At 64.5% G+C, this 16844-nt stretch carries 13 protein-coding genes; 12 read left to right on the top strand and 1 reads right to left on the bottom strand.

Features of this window, described 5'->3' with window-relative positions; all coding sequences use genetic code 11:
* Positions 1-35 precede the first annotated feature (35 nt).
* Positions 36-1037 carry a GNAT family N-acetyltransferase gene (locus ACGHJ7_RS11200; protein ID WP_390477536.1) on the bottom strand — a complete coding sequence of 334 codons (1002 nt, stop codon included), beginning with the start codon at positions 1035-1037 and terminating at the stop codon, positions 36-38.
* Positions 1038-1057: 20 nt separating this feature from the next.
* Here ACGHJ7_RS11200 and ACGHJ7_RS11195 point away from each other — a divergent pair, with 20 nt between their 5' ends.
* The 12 genes from ACGHJ7_RS11195 to ACGHJ7_RS11140 all read left to right on the top strand — a co-directional run bounded on the left by ACGHJ7_RS11195 (position 1058) and on the right by ACGHJ7_RS11140 (position 16832).
* Complete coding sequence (locus tag ACGHJ7_RS11195) at positions 1058-2608, top strand: acyl-CoA ligase (AMP-forming), exosortase A system-associated (protein WP_390477533.1); 1551 nt, start codon at positions 1058-1060, stop codon at positions 2606-2608.
* Positions 2605-3843: a pyridoxal-dependent decarboxylase, exosortase A system-associated gene (locus ACGHJ7_RS11190; protein WP_390477530.1), complete on the top strand. Its 1239-nt coding sequence runs from the start codon at positions 2605-2607 to the stop codon at positions 3841-3843. The genes ACGHJ7_RS11195 and ACGHJ7_RS11190 overlap by 4 nt, the downstream gene beginning before the upstream one ends.
* Positions 3844-4009: 166 nt before the next feature.
* On the top strand, positions 4010-4657 hold the full coding sequence (locus ACGHJ7_RS11185; protein WP_390477527.1) for an XrtA/PEP-CTERM system exopolysaccharide export protein: 648 nt from the start codon (positions 4010-4012) through the stop codon (positions 4655-4657).
* 15 nt (positions 4658-4672) lie between these two features.
* Positions 4673-6211, top strand: a complete 1539-nt coding sequence (locus tag ACGHJ7_RS11180) for an XrtA system polysaccharide chain length determinant (RefSeq protein WP_390477525.1) — start codon at positions 4673-4675, stop codon at positions 6209-6211.
* 13 nt (positions 6212-6224) lie between these two features.
* Positions 6225-7337 carry an AAA family ATPase gene (locus tag ACGHJ7_RS11175; RefSeq protein WP_390477523.1) on the top strand — a complete coding sequence of 371 codons (1113 nt, stop codon included), beginning with the start codon at positions 6225-6227 and terminating at the stop codon, positions 7335-7337.
* Between the two features lie 11 nt (positions 7338-7348).
* A complete protein-coding gene (locus tag ACGHJ7_RS11170; protein ID WP_390477520.1) occupies positions 7349-9046 on the top strand; it encodes a preprotein translocase subunit YajC in 1698 nt (565 codons plus the stop codon).
* Positions 9047-9060: 14 nt separating this feature from the next.
* Positions 9061-10182, top strand: coding sequence for an XrtA/PEP-CTERM system-associated ATPase (locus tag ACGHJ7_RS11165; RefSeq protein ID WP_390477517.1), 1122 nt, complete (start codon positions 9061-9063; stop codon positions 10180-10182).
* 23 nt (positions 10183-10205) lie between these two features.
* Positions 10206-11093 (top strand): XrtA system polysaccharide deacetylase, encoded by an 888-nt coding sequence (locus ACGHJ7_RS11160; protein WP_390477514.1) that lies wholly within the window; start codon positions 10206-10208, stop codon positions 11091-11093.
* Positions 11090-12154, top strand: a complete 1065-nt coding sequence (locus ACGHJ7_RS11155) for a FemAB family XrtA/PEP-CTERM system-associated protein (protein WP_390477512.1) — start codon at positions 11090-11092, stop codon at positions 12152-12154. The genes ACGHJ7_RS11160 and ACGHJ7_RS11155 overlap by 4 nt, the downstream gene beginning before the upstream one ends.
* Positions 12154-13371 carry a TIGR03087 family PEP-CTERM/XrtA system glycosyltransferase gene (locus ACGHJ7_RS11150; protein ID WP_390477708.1) on the top strand — a complete coding sequence of 406 codons (1218 nt, stop codon included), beginning with the start codon at positions 12154-12156 and terminating at the stop codon, positions 13369-13371. Before ACGHJ7_RS11155 ends, ACGHJ7_RS11150 begins: the two co-directional genes overlap by 1 nt.
* A 49-nt stretch (positions 13372-13420) precedes the next feature.
* Positions 13421-14923, top strand: coding sequence for an exosortase A (xrtA, locus tag ACGHJ7_RS11145; RefSeq protein WP_390477509.1), 1503 nt, complete (start codon positions 13421-13423; stop codon positions 14921-14923).
* Positions 14924-14933: 10 nt separating this feature from the next.
* Entirely contained in the window at positions 14934-16832 is a 1899-nt protein-coding gene (locus tag ACGHJ7_RS11140) for an XrtA/PEP-CTERM system amidotransferase (RefSeq protein ID WP_390477506.1), read from the top strand.
* Positions 16833-16844 lie beyond the last annotated feature (12 nt).

Genomic DNA, 16844 nt, shown 5'->3' with positions numbered 1-16844 from the left:
AGGTGCTTCATCCACTGCTGAAAGTGCCGCGCTCCCTAGCTTTCCGCGGGCCTCGGTGCAAGCCGCCGGGCCGCGGAGCGCAGGTGACGTTTCCCGATCGGGCCCCACGCGCGTGGCTGGCGCGGGTCGAGACAATCGATGCGGTAACGGGGGCGCACCTCTTCCATCCAGTCCGCCTTGTAGCCATCATTGCCGGTTCCGAAATCGACCAGCGCGACGCCGTCGACGTCGATTACGTGCCTGAACAAGGCTGCGCTGAGCGTGGTGCCGGCACTCAGATGCCGGTGCGATTCCAGGTGCGCCAGCTTGTGTATGTAGGCCGTGCCCCGCTCGACCGTCCAGAACTGCGCTGCGACGGCCAGGCCGTCTGCATGGGCAACAGCCATCCTGATGCGCCCTGCGTCGCCCTCTTCCTCGGCGAAGCGGCGGAGGAGGGCGGGCGTCTCTTCGGCAGGCTTCCAGCTGGCGGCGTAAATGGCCTCGTAGGCGTCCCACGCCGCCTCGTCGAAACTTGTGTGCAGAACGACGTCGACCTTCTTGGCCTTGCGCTTGAGCGTGGTCCTCATGCGGCCCGGGCGAAAGGCCCAGTACTGGTCGAATGTGCGGCCAGCGACAGGCAGGACGTGATTGGAGTCGCACTCCTCGCGCTGCACCAGCCAGCCTGCGCTCCGGAATGCGGTTTCCAGCCGCGTGGCCGACCCGTCTTCGTCGGGCACCGGCCACAGGGTCACGCGGGGGGCGCGCGATCGCAAGCCGGCAGCGATGGATTCTAGCAGCCGGTCGCCGTCGGTCCCGCCCGATGCCAATTGCCTCCAGGTGAAGCTGTACCAGTTGCGCAGCGGCTCTATTCGTCCGCCGGTTTGCGTAAGAGCGAGCGCAGCCAGGTTCTCGCCCTCGCTGGCGAAGGCGACCAGGGGCGGCGTGTCGCGCGCCAGCAAGGCGAACCATTCCGGCCTGTCGAAAGGAGAGCAAGCAAGGTCACGCGTCTCTTGCAAGACGTTAACCCTGTCGTGATAGCTGGCCGCAATCGCATTCACGAGGACAATTCTCCGTTTCCATGCAGCCCCGGCCCGACACGACCCGCGAAGACCAGCCCGGCGAGACGCCGAAACCGCTCGATCACCTGGTCCTGCGCGGTGCGGACGATGCGCCCGCGCTGGTGCTGCGCGAACGCACCCTTAGTTACGAGGACTTAAGAAGCCGTGTCGCCCTGCTGGCGTCATGGCTGAAGGACGTCGTGCCGGAAGAAGGTGCGCGGGTCGCGAGCTGGGCTGCGAAGGGCGAGATGACCTGCCTGCTTCCGCTTGCCTGCGCGAGAGCCGGTCTAGTCCACGTGCCGGTAAACCCCCTCCTGAAGCGGGCGCAGGCGTCGCATATCCTGTCCGACTGCACGCCGAAGCTGCTGATCGGCACGGCCTCTCGGTTGAAAGCGCTGGCAGACGAGCAATTGCCGGACGGGCTGCGCCTGGTCGAAGAGGGCGAGGCATGGACGCTGGCGGAGGACCATGGCAGGACGCTTGGCCCGTCCGATGCCGATCCCGGTGCACTGGCAGCCATCCTCTACACCAGCGGATCGACCGGCAGGCCCAAGGGCGTGATGCTGAGCCATGCCAATATGTGGCTGGGCGCGGCCAGCGTTGCCGACTATCTGAGAATGGAAGCAGACGATGTCGTGCTCGGCGTCCTGCCGCTCAGCTTCGATTATGGCCAGAACCAGCTGCTCAATGCCTGGTATGCCGGTGCCAGCGTGGTGCCCTTCGATTACCTCTTCGCTCGCGACGTTGTGAAAGCATGCGCGAAGCACCGTGTCACGACGCTGGCTGCGGTTCCGCCACTCTGGGTGCAGTTGACCGAGGTGGAGTGGAGCGAGGAGGCCTCTGCATCAATGCGCCGCCTGACCAATTCGGGCGGGGCGCTGACGGTCCAGCTGGTGGAAGATTTGCGCGCCATCTTCCCGGATGCGTGGCTGTTCCCGATGTATGGCCTGACAGAGGCTTTTCGCTCGACCTATCTCGAGCCCGACCTTGTTACGCGGCACCCGACATCGATGGGCACGGCCATCCCCTTTGCCGAGATCTTGGTGATCGACGATGCAGGCAGCGTCGCCGGGCCGGGCGAGGAGGGCGAACTGGTGCACTGCGGACCGCTGGTCGCGCGAGGCTACTGGCAGGATAGCGAGCGCACTGCCCAGCGGTTTAAACCTGCGCCCGCCCAGTCGCGATATGGCGGCACCGCGGTATGGTCCGGGGACAGGGTCGTGCGGGACGAAGAGGGACTTCTCCATTTCGTCGGCCGCCGCGATGCCATGATCAAGAGCTCCGGCAACCGCATCAGCCCGCAGGAGATCGAGGAAGCGGCGCTGGCGACCGGACTGGTGGCCGAAGCCGTGGCTCTCGGCGTCAGGGACGAGCGTCTGGGACAGGCCGTGCACCTCGTCGCGCGGGCAGAGCCGGAAGCTGCGGATGCCCAAGAGAAGCTACCCAAAATGCTGGCGAAAGAATTACCGAACTTCATGCAACCGCACGTAATTCACTGGCGCGAGACGATGCCGCTCAACCCTAATGGAAAGCTAGACAGGACGGCGCTGGCACGGGAATTCGGCGCATGAGTATCAAACCCAAGCCCCTCGGGCCGATCCCCGCCGGGTACGAGGCCGTCGATGGCGAACTGGCGATCGGCGGCAGGAAAGCGTCCGATCTGGTTGCAGAGTCGGGCGGCACGCCCCTGTTCGTGTATTCCCGCGACAGGCTGGCCGCGCGGATGGACGCGCTTCGTGCCTCCATGCCCTACAGGCTGGGTATCAATTACGCGATCAAGGCCAATCCTTTCGAACCCTTGCTCGAATATATGCAACCCCTCGTCGACGGGTTCGACATTGCTTCGGGCGGCGAACTTGCGATCCTGCGCGAAATCGGTGCCGACATGGGCCGCGTCAGCTTTGCCGGGCCGGGCAAGAGGGACGAGGAGCTGCGTGCCGCGATCGAGGCCGGCGTCACGCTGAATACGGAATCCGAGGCCGAGGCACACCGCGCCCTGCGGATCGGTGATGAGCTGGGACAGACACCCCGTCTGGCCATTCGCGTTAACCCTGATTTCGACATGAAGGGCTCCGGCATGAAGATGGGCGGCGGGGCCAAGCCGTTCGGTGTCGATGCCGAGCGCGTGCCTGCACTGGGCCGCGAAATCATCGCAGCCGGAGCCGACTGGCGCGGCCTTCACATCTATACCGGTTCGCAGGCGCTGGATGCCGACGCCATCATCGAGACACAGGCGAATGTTCTCCAGCTTGCCGACCGGATCGCGCGCGATATCGGACAGCCCCTGCCGAAACTGAACATGGGGGGCGGATTCGGAATCCCGTATTTCTTCGGCGACGAGGAACTGGATATTTCCCGCATCGGCGATGCGCTGACGCAAAAATTCGATACCCTGCCGGAAACGCTGGAAAGCGCGCATCTTTGTATCGAGCTCGGCCGCTATCTCGTGGGGCTCGCCGGGGTTTACCTGACACGCATCGTCGACCGGAAGGTCAGTCATGGGGAGACCTTCCTTGTGACCGATGGCGGCCTGCATCACCAGCTAGCCGCGTCGGGCAATTTCGGGACGGTCATCAGGCGCAATTATCCCGTTGCGATTGCCAGCCATTTTGACGCTCCCGCCGATGATCTGGCCAGCGTGGTCGGATGCCTTTGCACACCGCTCGACCGCTTGGCGGACCGGGCGGAACTGCCCCGGGCAGAGGTTGGCGACCTCGTGGCGGTATTTTGTGCCGGGGCTTACGGCGCGACCGCATCACCTTCGGCGTTCCTAGGCCAGGGTCCGGCAAGGCAAATGCTCGCTTAACCTTTACGCGTCCGTTGTCCCGAAACGGGATCACCCCCCGGAAACTGCCAAAAACTAACGAGATGTTCACCCTTTTTGGCGAGGAAAGCCCCAAATCGCGGGGACCAGTGTGTCCGGACAAGCCGGAGCGCTGCGAACCCCAAGGTCTGGCCAGGGAAGCATCTCGATGCCCAAAGAAGGTATTACCAAGATTCTCGCGACGTCCGTCATCTCCACGCTCGCGCTCGCCGGGTGTGCGGGAGCAGGGGGCGGTCCCGAACTGCCGCCGGCGGCCTTCGTTGCCAACCAGGAAGGGCCGAGCCAGGAATATGTGATCGGGCCGCTCGACCAGCTGTCGATCCACGTCTGGCGCAACCCGGAACTGGGTGCGGAAAAAATCCAGGTGCGCCCCGATGGCCGCATCACCATACCCCTGGTCGCCGACATGCCGGCCGTGGGCAAGACACCGGCGATGCTGCAGGAAGATATCCGGCTGCAATTGTCCCAGTTCATCGAACAGCCGATCGTGTCGGTGATCGTGACCGAGTTTGCCGGGACGTTCAGCCAGCAGGTTCGCATCATCGGTGCGACCGCGCAGCCGGCCTCCATCCCCTACCGCGCCAACATGACTGTCCTCGACGCCATGATCGCGGTCGGCGGCCTGAGTGAATTTGCCGCAGGCAACCGCTCCAAACTGATCCGTTTCGATCCCCAGGCAGGCAGGCAGAGCGAATACGGCCTGCGCCTGTCCGATCTTTTGAAGCGCGGCGACAGCAAGGCGAATGTCATGCTGAAGCCCGGGGACGTGATCATCATCCCCGAGAGCAACTTCTAAGGGCGGCCGCGAGAGATGAACGAAGTTTTCGACGAGCTGCGCTCCGCGCTCTATTCCGCCTGGGCACGCAAGTGGCTCGTGCTCGGCGTGGCGTGGGGCGTCTGCCTGCTCGGCTGGCTGGTGGTCGCGATGATCCCCAATTCCTACGAGGCGAAATCGCGCATCTTCATCCAGCTGGACGACGTGCTCGCCCAGCAGATCGGCATTGCAGGCAGCGACAAGACCGACATTGCGCGCGTCAAGCAGACGCTGGTCGGTTCCGAGAACCTCGAAAAGGTCATCCGTTCGACCAAGCTGGGGCAGGGCGTTTCCACCCCGCGCGAAATGGAACGCGAGATTGCCGAATTGTCGGAAGATGTTGCCGTACGCAGCGAAGAGGACAATCTGTTCGAGATCAGCGCGACGATCGGCAAGTCGGAACTGTCGGATGCGGAGAACGCTGCTCTCGCTCAAGATGTCGTGCAGAAGTTGCTCGATATTTTTCGTGAAGAGAACATCGCCGGCAGCCGCGGCGAAGTCGCGGAAACGGTCGTGTTCCTCGACCAGCAGCTGGAAGAACGCGCCCGCGAACTGGAGGCGGCCGAACTGCGCCGTACCGCGTTCGAGGCGGAGCATCCCGAACTGATCGGCGGTGCGGCAGCGATTTCGAACAAGCTGCAGAATGCCCGCACAGAAATGCGCGGCGTGGAAGCGGACCTTGCTGCTGCGCAGAGCGCGCTCGCCGCGATCCAGGGGCAGCTTGCCGGAACACCGGCGACATTGCCCGGCGCGACCATCCAGTCGCCTCAGGGATCGGCCTCTGCTGCGCTTTCGCAGGCCCAGTCGCAGCTGGCCGGGCTTCGGGCACGGGGCCTCACCAGCAATCATCCGGACGTGATCGCCGCCCAGCGGCAGGTCCAGCTGCTGCGGCAGCAGGCTGCGGCCGAGGGGCCGCAGACCAGCCGCACCAGCAGCACGCCCAATCCGGCCTACAGCTCACTCGTGTCGATCCGGGCGGAGCGGCAGGCGAATGTGCAGGCGCTGATGGCGCGCAAGGCCTCGCTGCAGGCTGACATCTCATCCATGATCGCAGACCAGGCCAGCGAGCCTGCCCTTGCTGCCGAGGCGCAGCGCATCAGCCGGGATTACGAGGTCCTGAAGACCAAGTATGACGACTTGCTGCAGGACCGCGAGGAAATGAAACTGCGCGGTCAGGTCGAAAGCGAGCGCAGCTCTTTCAAGTTCGACGTAATCTCACCGCCCGCCCTGCCGCTGAAGCCGGCGGCGCCCAACCGCCCCCTGCTATTGATCGGCGTCCTGATTGCCGGCCTCGGCGCAGGGGTCGGCGCGGCATTCGCGATTGGCCAGATCAAATCGACCTTCAGCACGACCGCTTCGCTGGAGCGGGCAATGGAAGTCCCCGTGATCGGGGCAATTTCGCGCACGTTTACAGACGCGCAGCGCGCCGCCGAGGCTCGCCGGATGAAGATGTTCTACGCCGCGACCGCCGCGCTGGGAGGATTGTTCGTGATCCTTCTCGGCATCGAATTCGTCCAGGTCGGCACGGTTGCGTGAGGGGGATCAGGTAATGACCGAACACAAGAAGATCCCGCTTCCCGAGGACGGCGATGAGAGCAAGACTGGCAAGGCTGGCGAAAGCTCGCTGTTCGAACGGGCGAGCGGCGCATTCGGCCTCGACAGTTTCGGATCCGCGCCAATGCCCGGAAAGCTTGCCGACGCCCCGATGAAACGCGCGCGTCCGGTCCGGCGGAAGCCCGCCACCGAACAGGCCGGCCCTGCCGTCACCGACCGCGAGCCGGACCATGGCGCTTCGGCAGCGCGCGCGAATGATCAAGCGGCGCCGGAAGAGACTGGTTCCGCAGACACCGAAACTCCGGCCGAGGAGCGGGCGTCCAGCGTCCCTGCCGTCCAGAAGACCCACGCCCCGGCAACGATCGAGGCACGCGGATACGGAACACCGTTCACCGGCAAGCCGGTTTCCATCGACCGGGACATTCTTGCGAAAAACGGCCTGATCAATCCCAAGGACGGCAACAGCGCGCTGTTGGAAGAATTCCGCATCGTGAAGCGGCACGTGCTGGAAGCAGCGCGCGATCGCGGAACCTCGGCCTCCCGCCGGATCCTGATTTCCTCGCCCCATCCGGACGAGGGGAAGACCTATTGCGCGATCAATCTCGCCATCGCGCTCGCAGCCGAGCGTGACCTCGAGATATTGCTGGTCGACGCCGATTTCGCGAAGCCCAGCCTGCCGGACATGCTGGGTATTCCCGCATCGACGGGGTTCATGGACGCCCTCAGCAACGACGATTGCGACGTCGAGGACCATGTCATCGGAACCGATATCGGCAATCTCTGGGTCCTGCCCAGCGGCAATCAGACCAATGCCGATTCCGAATATCTCGCCAGCAACCGGACGCAGCACGTGCTCGACCGGCTGACCATGGGTCATCCGGACCGGCTGGTCATTTTCGACACGCCGCCCGCGCTCGCCGCATCGACCGCGGCCGAGTTGGCCAAGCATGTTGGGCAGGCGATCCTTGTCGCCCGCGCAGAACAGACCGGAAGGACCGCGCTGGAAGATTCCTACCGCCTCCTGTCCGCCTGCGACGACATCAAGATGCTGCTCAACGCCACCAATTTCAGTCCGAGCGGTCGCCGCTTCGGCAGCTATTACAAGTGAGGGCACCGGTCATGCGCGTCCATTACAAGACAACCGTAGCTCTTGCAGCGCTTGCCCTGCCGGTTTGTGCGCAGGCGCAATATTACGGGAATGACGAAGTTACGGGGGGGAGCAGTCGCCAGCAGGCCGGCGGCCCTGTCAGCAGCGCCGAACCGCTGCAGACCCGGGAGAGGCCCCGCGTCAAACCCTACCTGGAAGTGAACCAGGTGGTCCTGCAGGAACTTTCGCCGGGCAGCGATACCGTGACCTATACCCAGCTGGCTGCCGGGGCCGATGCATCGGTCCAGGGCCGCAACAACGGTGCTTCCGTATCGATCCGTTACGAACGCAATATCGGCTATGGCGATGCCGCCGTGGACAGCGATACGGTGACCGGCATTGCGCGAGGCTATACCTCCGTCGTCCCGCAGGTGCTGACGGTCGAGGCAGGCGCGCTCGCGGCACGTACCCGCGTGGGTGAGAGTGGGTCATCCACCTTCAATTCCGTCGAGGGTGTCAGCCAGGATGTCGAAGGCGAGATCTACTCGGTCTATGCCGGTCCGACCCTGTCGACCAATGTGGGCGCGGCGCAGGTCGCTGCAAATTACCGCTTCGGTTACAACCGCGTGGAAGGCCCCGATATCGTTCCGGTCGACGGCATCGGCGATCCCGTCGATGTCTTCGACGACAGCACCGTACATTCGGCCAGCGTGAATGCCGGATTGCGTCCGGGCGACGTGCTGCCGGTGGGCGTGGGTGTCGGCGGCGGCTTCTACCAGGAAGACATCTCCAACCTCGATCAGCGTGTCCGCGACGTCTATGCGCGGGCCGACGTCACCGTGCCGGTCTCGCCTTCCGTCGCTCTTGTCGGCGGGGTCGGGTACGAAGACGTGCAGGTCAGCAGCCGCGACGTCGTGCGCGACGCGGCCGGCGATCCTGTCGTGGATGCGAGCGGCCGGTTCGTGACCGACACATCCGCACCGCGCCAGATCGCCTTCGAAACCGACGGGCTGATCTGGGATGTCGGCGTCGTCTGGCGGCCGTCCTCGCGCACCGCTTTCGAGGCGCATTATGGCCGCCGCTACGACAGCGACACCTATTACGGCAGTTTCGCCTACGCGCCGAACGCGCGAAGCTCCCTCAACGTATCGGTCTACGATGCGGTGTCGGGCTTTGGCGGTCAGCTGAACAATGCGCTTGCCAATGTGTCGACCGACTTCACTGCCGGGCGCAATCCGTTGACCGGGGACTTCAACGGCTGCACAGCCGGTGCGGATGGCGGGGCGTGCCTTGGCGGTGCGTTGTCGTCCGTTCGCAGTGCCGCCTATCGCAGCCGCGGTATCTCGGCCAGCTATTCGCGCCAACTGGGACGGATCAATACCGGCATCGGCCTCGGTTATGACCGGCGCACCTTCATCGCCGCGCAGAACACCATCCTTGGCAATGTCGATGGCCTGACGGACGAGAACTACTACGCGACCGTCTATGTCAGCGGCGATATCGGCCGGGATGCCGGCTTCAACGCCAATGCCTATATCAACTACATCGACAACGGCGCACCCACGGCGGGCGATGCGACCGTGCTTGGCGCATCGGCCGGGTACAACCAGTACATCTGGCAGGGCCTGTCGGCCCGCGCAGCCATCGCCATCGACCATCTCGACAGCGAATTGTCGGTGGAGGACCTGACAACGGCCTCCGCCCTGTTCGGCCTGCGCTACGACTTCTGATCCGGGGACACAGCATGTTTGACGATTTCTATGGCCTGACCGGGCGACCGTTCCAGCTGACGCCGGATCCGGATTTCTATTTCGAGAGCATCACGCACCGCAAGGCGCTGAGCTATCTCGGCTATGGCATGGCGCAAGGCGAAGGCTTCATCGTGATCACCGGCGAGGTGGGCGCGGGCAAGTCGACGCTGGTCGCCCATCTGATGAAGAAGATCGACCCGGAACGCCTGACGGTGGGCCGGATCGTGACCAGCAATCTCGACGGGGAAGAACTGGTCCATATCGTCGCCCAAAGCTTCGGCCTGGATATCGAGGGCCATGACAAGGCCAGCGCGCTGGGTGCGATCGAGGACTTCCTACACGAGGAAGCGCGGGCCGGGCGCCGGTGCCTGCTGGTGGTCGATGAATCCCAGAACCTTTCGGTCGAAGCGCTGGAAGAGTTGCGGATGCTTTCGAACTTCCAGCTCGGCAGCCACCCGCTTCTCCAGCTACTATTGCTGGGCCAGCCGGAGTTTCGCGCCACGCTCGCCAATCACGAAGAGCTAGAGCAACTGCGCCAGCGCGTGATCGCCGCGCACCATCTCGACGCGATGGAGCCGGGCGAATTGCAGCCCTATATCGAACACCGCCTGCAATGCGTGGGCTGGGACGGCAATCCGGCTTTCGACCAGCGCGTGTTCGCCGAGCTGTATCAGGCGACCGCCGGCATTCCGCGCCGCGTGAACCAGATCGTGACTCGTCTCCTGCTGCTGGGTGCTGTCGAACAGCGCACGCGGATCGATGCGTCGATGCTGGCATCGGTGATGGACGAAATGGCGAACGACAACACCTTCCCCGAAGCGGCGCCAAAGCCGATGGCGAAGGCGGAAAAGGAGGTCACCTCCCCCGCGCCGCTCAATCACGCGCCGCGGGTCGACATGGAACAAGTCGAGGCGCTGCTGGCAGAGCGTGACGCCCAGATTGCCGAGTTGCAGCAGGCCGTCGTCGAACTGTCCGATACGACGCCGGTTTCCGCCGATATTTCCCACCGCCTGAGCGCGCTGGAAGCGCGGGTCGACGAACAGGAACAGTCTGTCCGTCACGTGCTCACGATCCTGATCGAATGGATCGAGCGCGACGAACGACGCGCGGCCTGACTACGAAAAAAGCGATCCCTCCCATGCAGGTAACAGCCTCAGCCAAGCCGCGTGTCGTAAACGGCCTGTCCGTCGACGTGGAAGACTGGTTCCAGGTCGGCGCGTTCGAAACCGTGATCGAGCGCGACGACTGGGACAGCCTGGCCAGCCGGGTGGAAGACAACGTCCTGCGCATCCTCGACCTGTTCGACGAAGCGGACGTGAAGGCGACGTTCTTCACGCTGGGCTGGGTGGCGAAGCGCAATGCGCCGCTGATGCGCCGCATCGTCGAACGCGGGCACGAACTTGCCAGCCATGGCTATGACCACGCGCGCGTTTTTACTTTCGACCGCAAGCAGTTTGCCGGCGACCTGAAGCTGGCGCGCATGATCCTGGAGGATGCTTCCGGCCAGCGCGTGACCGGCTACCGTGCGCCCAGCTTCTCGATTGACCACCGCACGCCGTGGGCTTACATGGAACTGGCGGAGCAGGGATATGTCTATTCCTCCAGCGTGGCGCCGGTCACCCATGATCATTACGGCTGGCGGGAAGCGCCGCGTTTCGCATTCCGCCCGCTTCCGTGGTCGGACCTTGTGGAAATCCCGGTGACCACGGCCATCCTCGGCGGCAAGCGTGTCGCGGCAGGCGGTGGCGGCTTCTTCCGCGTCCTGCCCTACGCCTTCAGCCGGTGGGCCATAAGGCAGGTCAACCGGCGCGACGAGCGTCCGGCCGTGTTCTATTTCCACCCCTGGGAAATCGACCCGAAGCAGCCGCGGGTCGAGAATGCGCCGGTGAAATCGCGCCTTCGTCACTACACCAATCTCGACAAGATGGCCGGCAAGCTGGGTGAACTGGTCCACGAATTCGAATGGGGCCGGATGGATGCACTCGCCCACCGCGAGACGCCGCATGCGACGGAGCTTGCTGCGTGAATGCGCCTTTCGGCCTGTGTGACGAGGTCCTGACGCTGGCGGCCCTGTCCGATCCCGGCGAAGCCGCGCGGATCGAGCAATTTGTTTTCGCGAACGCCGGGTCCCCGTTCCACCTGCCACGCTGGCTGAAGGCGGTGGAGCAGGGCACAGGCCAGACAGCCCTCGGCCTGCTGGCGGAACGGGGCGGCGCCATCATCGGCTGGCTGCCCCTGACCGAGGTGCATTCCCTCGTATTTCCACGCGCCCTCGTTTCGAGCGGCTTCGGGGTCGAGGGAGGCATTCTGGCAAGCGATCCGCGCACCGCGCGGCGCCTTGCCCGGGCTGCGTGCGAACTGGCGGAGCGCCGGGCCTGTGCATCGGTAGAGCTTCGCGGCGGGGACCCCCTCGAAGGCTGGACCATACAGTCTGACAGCCATTGCGGTTTTCGCGCAGGACTTGCCGAAGACGACGAGGCGCAATTGCTCGCCATCCCGCGCAAGGCCCGCGCCGAGGTCCGCAAGGGACTGAAGAACGACTTTCGCATAAGCACGGGCAACGGGGAGACCGACCGGGCGGCGCATTATGCCTGTTACTCCGAGAGTGTCCGCAATCTGGGCACGCCGGTCTTCCCGCGAAGCCTGTTCGGCGCAATGCTGGACGCGTTTGGCGACGATGCCGATATCCTGACGGTGTGGGACGGCGACCGTCCCGTCGCCAGCGTCCTGTCGCTTTACCACCGTGGCGACGTCATGCCCTATTGGGGCGGGGGCGTATGGGACGCACGGACCCTGCGCGCGAACGAAGTCATGTATTACGAGCTGATGTGCCATGCCCGGCGCAAAGGCTGTGTCGCATTCGATTTCGGACGCAGCAAGACCGGCAGCGGTCCCTTCGCGTTCAAGAAGAACTGGGGCTTCGAACCGAAGCCGCTGACCTATTCGAGCTGGTCCGCCAATCCGTCGCAGGCGCGCAATGTCGACCCGACGAGCGAGGCCTACAGCCGCAAGATCGAGCTGTGGAAGAAGCTGCCGCTCGGCGTGGCGAACATGGTCGGTCCGCCCATTGCCCGTGGACTGGCGTGATGGGGGAAATCCTGTTCCTGTCCCACCGTATCCCGTTCCCGCCGGATCGCGGTGACAAGATACGGTCGCACCACCTGCTGCGGGCCCTCGCGAAAGAGCACCGGGTCCACGCCGCGACCTTCGGGGAAACGGATGCGGACATGGCAGCCGAGGCCGATCTTGCGGCTATATGCGAAAGCCATTGCCTGGTCCGCCGGACGAAGCCGCTTGCCCTTGCCGGGGTGGAGGCAGTGCTCGCCGGCAAACCGGTCAGTCTCACGGCATTCGACCATCGCCGCATCCGCGCCTTTATCGACGACACGATCGCGCGCAGTCCAATCGACGCCATCTTCGTCTTCTCGGGCCAGATGGGGCAGTATATTCCCGACAGTTTCGGCGGGCGGGTCGTGATCGATTTGTGCGATGTCGATTCGGCGAAGTTCGAGGCTTACGGCAAAAAGAACTCCGCACGCGCCATCATCGACCGGCGGGAAGGTCGCATCCTTGCACGGGAGGAAGAACGGCTGGCGCACCGGGCGGACACGGTCATCCTGATCAGCGACAACGAGGCGGGCCTGCTCGCCTCGCGCATGGAGTACCCCGCCGGTGCAAACATTCGCGCAATCCGGAACGGGATCGATACGGTGACTTTCGACCCGCAGCAGACGGCAACCCACCCAGCGCTAAAGAAGGCAATCGGCCCCAATCTCGTTTTCACCGGGCAGATGGATTATCCGCCCAATGTGGATGCGGCGCTGCGGATGATCGACGATATCCTGCCCCGCATTCGCAAGCAGCATCCGCACGCGGTGTTCCACTGTGTCGGCCGCGCGCCGGTCCCTTCACTGAAGAGCCGCGATGGAGAGCCGGGTGTTCGCATCTGGGGCGAAGTTCCTGACGTGAAGCCATTTCTTCGATCGGCCGACATGGTGGTTGCGCCACTCACCATCGCACGGGGTATCCAGAACAAGGTGCTGGGGGCCATGGCCATGGCACGCCCGGTCATCCTATCCCCCGAAGCGGCAACGGGCATAGACGCCGCCGACGGCACGCATTTCGTCATTGCATGCGGTGATGCCGATTTCGCGGAGGCCGTGGACAGGCTTCACGGCGATGCCGACCTTGCATCACGTATCGCGCAGTCCGCTCGCGATTTCGTAGTGCGGGAGCAGGGGTGGGAGGCCATGCTGGCTCCGCTCCATGACATCATGACGGGCGAGCTACGCTATGCCGCCTGACATCGCCCTGCAAGGCATCAGGTCCGGAAGGTGGCGCTCGCGCCTGCCGATGACCTGGCGCAGGCCGCTAGCCCATCTCGCGCTGAGCTGGATCGCCCTGATGGTCCTGACGGCAAGTGCCTGGGCCGAAATGGCGGTACAGTGGTGGAACATCTCCACCTACAACCACATCCTGTTCATCCCGCCCATCGTCGCATGGCTTGTCTGGCTGCGACGGACAGAGCTTGCCAAGCTGCAGCCGCTCGGCTGGTGGCCTGGCTTCGTGCTCGTCGCCGGTGCGCTGTTCGTCTGGCTGCTGGGAGAACTGGCGGGCGTGAACATCGTGGCTCAGGCCGGAGCGGTGGGCGCGCTGCAGATGAGTGTTCTCGCGATACTCGGGCCGCGGGTAACGGCTGGCCTGCTGTTCCCGCTGGCTTACATGGTCTTCCTCGTGCCGTTCGGTGACGAACTGGTACCGGCCCTGCAGATGATTACCGCGGACGTGGTCATCTGGCTCACCCGCATCAGCGGCATCCCGGCGGTCATCGACGGCGTGTTCATCGATACGCCTGCCGGTCTTTTCGAAGTGGCCGAGGCGTGTTCCGGCGTGAAGTTCCTGATCGCGATGATAGCCCTGGGCGTGCTGGTCGCCCAGACATGCTTCGAGAGGTGGGGCCGCAGGCTGGCCTTCATGGCGACCTGCATCGCCGTGCCGATCATCGCCAACGGGGTCCGCGCGTGGGGGACGATCTATATCGCCCAGTCGCAGGGTATCGAGTTCGCTGCGGGCTTCGATCACATTTTCTATGGCTGGATATTCTTCGCCATCGTAGTTGCCGTGATTTTGGGGGCGGCGTGGCGCTTCTTCGACCGCGATCCGGAGGAGCCGGGAATCGACGGGCAAGCATTGGCAGAAAGCAGGTTTTTCTCGAAGCTGGAGGCTTTCACGGCGCAGGGGCGGAACAACCTTCTTGCGATTGCAGCAATCATCCTGATTTTCGCTGCGTGGAACACCCTTGCATCGCGGCTCGAAGCAGATCTCCCGGACCGGCTTGTGGCCCCGGAGGTGGACGGCTGGATGCAGGAAACCCCATCGATGCAACTGGACTGGGAGCCGCGCGCTAGCGGAGCCGATCTGCGATTGCTCACGTCCTATGTCGATGGGGAAGGGCGCCGCGTAGATCTGTTTGCAGCCGCCTATGCCACGCAGGGACCGGGACGCGATCCGGCGGCGTATGGGGAAGGGGCGCTGGTGCCCGACACGGACTGGCGCTGGCTTCGCTCCGGCGAAAGCAGGCCCGATGCGACCTCGGATTATCTCTTTGCGTTGGGATCGGTGAAGCGGCTGGCGCAGACCAGCTGGCGCATCGGGGACGTGACCACGGCCAGCGCGGCACGCCTGACGCTTGAGGCGATGCGCGACAAGCTGCTGCTGACGCCGCGTCCGGCCCTGACGGTCATCGTCTCGGCCGAAGACAGGCCGGGTATACTGGCAGACGAAGCCATTGCCGCATTCCGCCGGTCCACAGGTCCGCAGGACGTCTGGATGGACGGCCTTCTGGATACGCCCTAGCGCCTCGGCCATGTGCGGGATCGCAGGCCTTTTCCATGTCGGGACGCCGAAGCCGGTGGACCCGGCCCGCGTGCGCCAGATGACCGACACGCTGGCTCACCGCGGCCCGGACGGTTCCGGAGTATGGACCGCGCAGGGTGTTGGTCTCGGCCACAGGCGCTTGTCGATCATCGATCTCGAAGGGTCGCCGCAGCCGATGCATTCCTCCGATGGCCGGGCGACCATCGTCTTCAATGGCGAGATCTACAATTTTGCCGAGCTGCGGCGCGAACTCGCCGGTCTCGGCGCGGTTTTCCGGACCGATGGCGATACCGAAGTCATCCTCGCCGCCTGGCAGAAATGGGGCCCGGACTGCCTGCGCCGCTTGAACGGAATGTTCGCCTTCGCACTTTACGACCATGGCGACCGGACCCTGTTCCTGGCGCGCGACCGGCTGGGGGTGAAGCCGCTGTTCACGGCGCAGCTCAGTGACGGCAGCTTCGCTTTCGCCAGCGAGCTGAAAGGCCTTCTCGCGCATCCGCTGCTCCGCCGCGATATCGATCCCAGGGCGGTGGAGGACTATCTCGCCTGGGGATATGTCCCCGACCACCGTTCGATCCTGAAAGGGGTCGAGAAACTGGGTGCCGGCCACTACCGGCTTCTGCGACACGATGCGGAACCGGCGCGCCCCGTCCAGTGGTGGGATGTCGACTTCAGCAAGCGCCATAGCGGATCGGAAGCCGACCTCTCGGCGCAATTGCTGCATCATCTTCGCGAAGGGGTGACTTCGCGCATGGTGTCCGACGTCCCGCTGGGGGCGTTCCTGTCGGGCGGCGTGGATTCGTCCAGCGTCGTTGCGCTGATGGCGGAGAACAGCGGCGCGCCGGTCAATACCTGTTCGATCGGGTTCGATGTGGCGGCTCTCGACGAGACGTCGCACGCGCAAAGGGTGGCCGCCCTGTTCTCGACCGATCACCGCGAACGGATCGTCGATCCGGACGATTTCGGCGCCGTGGACTCTCTTGCCGCGATGTTCGACGAACCCTTCGCCGACGCATCCGCCCTGCCGACTTTGCGCGTGTGCGAACTGGCACGCGAGAACGTGACCGTGGCGCTATCCGGAGACGGCGCGGACGAGGCGTTTGCCGGTTACAGGAGGCAGGTGTTCCACGCTCGGGAGGAACAGGTGAGGGGCCTGCTGCCGCAAGGCCTGCGTGGGCCTGTTTTCGGCACGCTTGGGAAGGTCTGGCCGAAAGCGGACTGGGCACCGCGTTTCCTGCGCGCCAAATCGACCTTCCAGTCGCTCGCCAGCGATGGGGACGAGGGTTATGCCCGCGGTCTCTCCGCTCTCGCACCCGAACAGCGCGGCTTGCTCTACACAGGCGAGATGCGCCGCGCCCTTGGCGAATATACGGCCGAGCAACCCTTCCTCGAACTGATGCGAGATGCTCCTGCACGAAGCGGTCTCGACCGGGCGCAATATGCGGACCTGAAATTCTGGCTGCCCGGAGACATCCTGACAAAGGTCGACCGGACCAGCATGGCCGTAAGCCTGGAAGCGCGCGAGCCGCTTCTCGATCACCGCCTGATCGAATTCGCCGCGGGCCTGCCGCACCGTTCGCGCATCAGGGGCAGGCAGGGGAAATACCTGCTGAAGCACACGATGGAGCGCTACCTGCCGGACGATATCCTGTATCGGCCGAAGATGGGGTTCGTCACCCCTGTGGCGCAGTGGTTTCGCGGCCCGCTGGCCGGCGAAGCGCGGCAAGTGGCGAAAAGCGGCGCGCTGGCAGCGTCGGGTTGGCTCGATTCGTCCCGCATGGCGACACTGGCGGAAGACCACATCTCGGGCCGGTCCGATAACAGCCGGGTGCTGTGGCAATTGATGATGCTGGAGCGATCGCTGGGCCGACTTTCCGCGCGGGTCTAAAGTCCAGCGCGG

The sequence above is a fragment of the Altererythrobacter sp. MTPC7 genome (genome assembly GCF_042851395.1).
Classification (GTDB): domain Bacteria; phylum Pseudomonadota; class Alphaproteobacteria; order Sphingomonadales; family Sphingomonadaceae; genus CAJXSN01.
The sequence above is the reverse complement of the archived record's forward strand: the minus strand, read 5'-3'. Positions and strand labels throughout refer to the sequence as shown.

Bases quoted from the DNA above. Each gene is read 5' to 3' on its own strand.
- ACGHJ7_RS11190 (WP_390477530.1), top strand. From the start codon at position 2,605: ATGAGTATCAAACCCAAGCCCCTCGGGCCGATCCCCGCCGGGTACGAG.
- ACGHJ7_RS11160 (WP_390477514.1), top strand. From the start codon at position 10,206: ATGCAGGTAACAGCCTCAGCCAAGCCGCGTGTCGTAAACGGCCTGTCC.
- ACGHJ7_RS11140 (WP_390477506.1), top strand. From the start codon at position 14,934: ATGTGCGGGATCGCAGGCCTTTTCCATGTCGGGACGCCGAAGCCGGTG.
- ACGHJ7_RS11165 (WP_390477517.1), top strand. From the start codon at position 9,061: ATGTTTGACGATTTCTATGGCCTGACCGGGCGACCGTTCCAGCTGACG.
- xrtA (WP_390477509.1), top strand. From the start codon at position 13,421: ATGACCTGGCGCAGGCCGCTAGCCCATCTCGCGCTGAGCTGGATCGCC.
- ACGHJ7_RS11180 (WP_390477525.1), top strand. From the start codon at position 4,673: ATGAACGAAGTTTTCGACGAGCTGCGCTCCGCGCTCTATTCCGCCTGG.
- ACGHJ7_RS11150 (WP_390477708.1), top strand. From the start codon at position 12,154: ATGGGGGAAATCCTGTTCCTGTCCCACCGTATCCCGTTCCCGCCGGAT.
- ACGHJ7_RS11195 (WP_390477533.1), top strand. From the start codon at position 1,058: ATGCAGCCCCGGCCCGACACGACCCGCGAAGACCAGCCCGGCGAGACG.
- ACGHJ7_RS11170 (WP_390477520.1), top strand. From the start codon at position 7,349: ATGCGCGTCCATTACAAGACAACCGTAGCTCTTGCAGCGCTTGCCCTG.
- ACGHJ7_RS11175 (WP_390477523.1), top strand. From the start codon at position 6,225: ATGACCGAACACAAGAAGATCCCGCTTCCCGAGGACGGCGATGAGAGC.
- ACGHJ7_RS11185 (WP_390477527.1), top strand. From the start codon at position 4,010: ATGCCCAAAGAAGGTATTACCAAGATTCTCGCGACGTCCGTCATCTCC.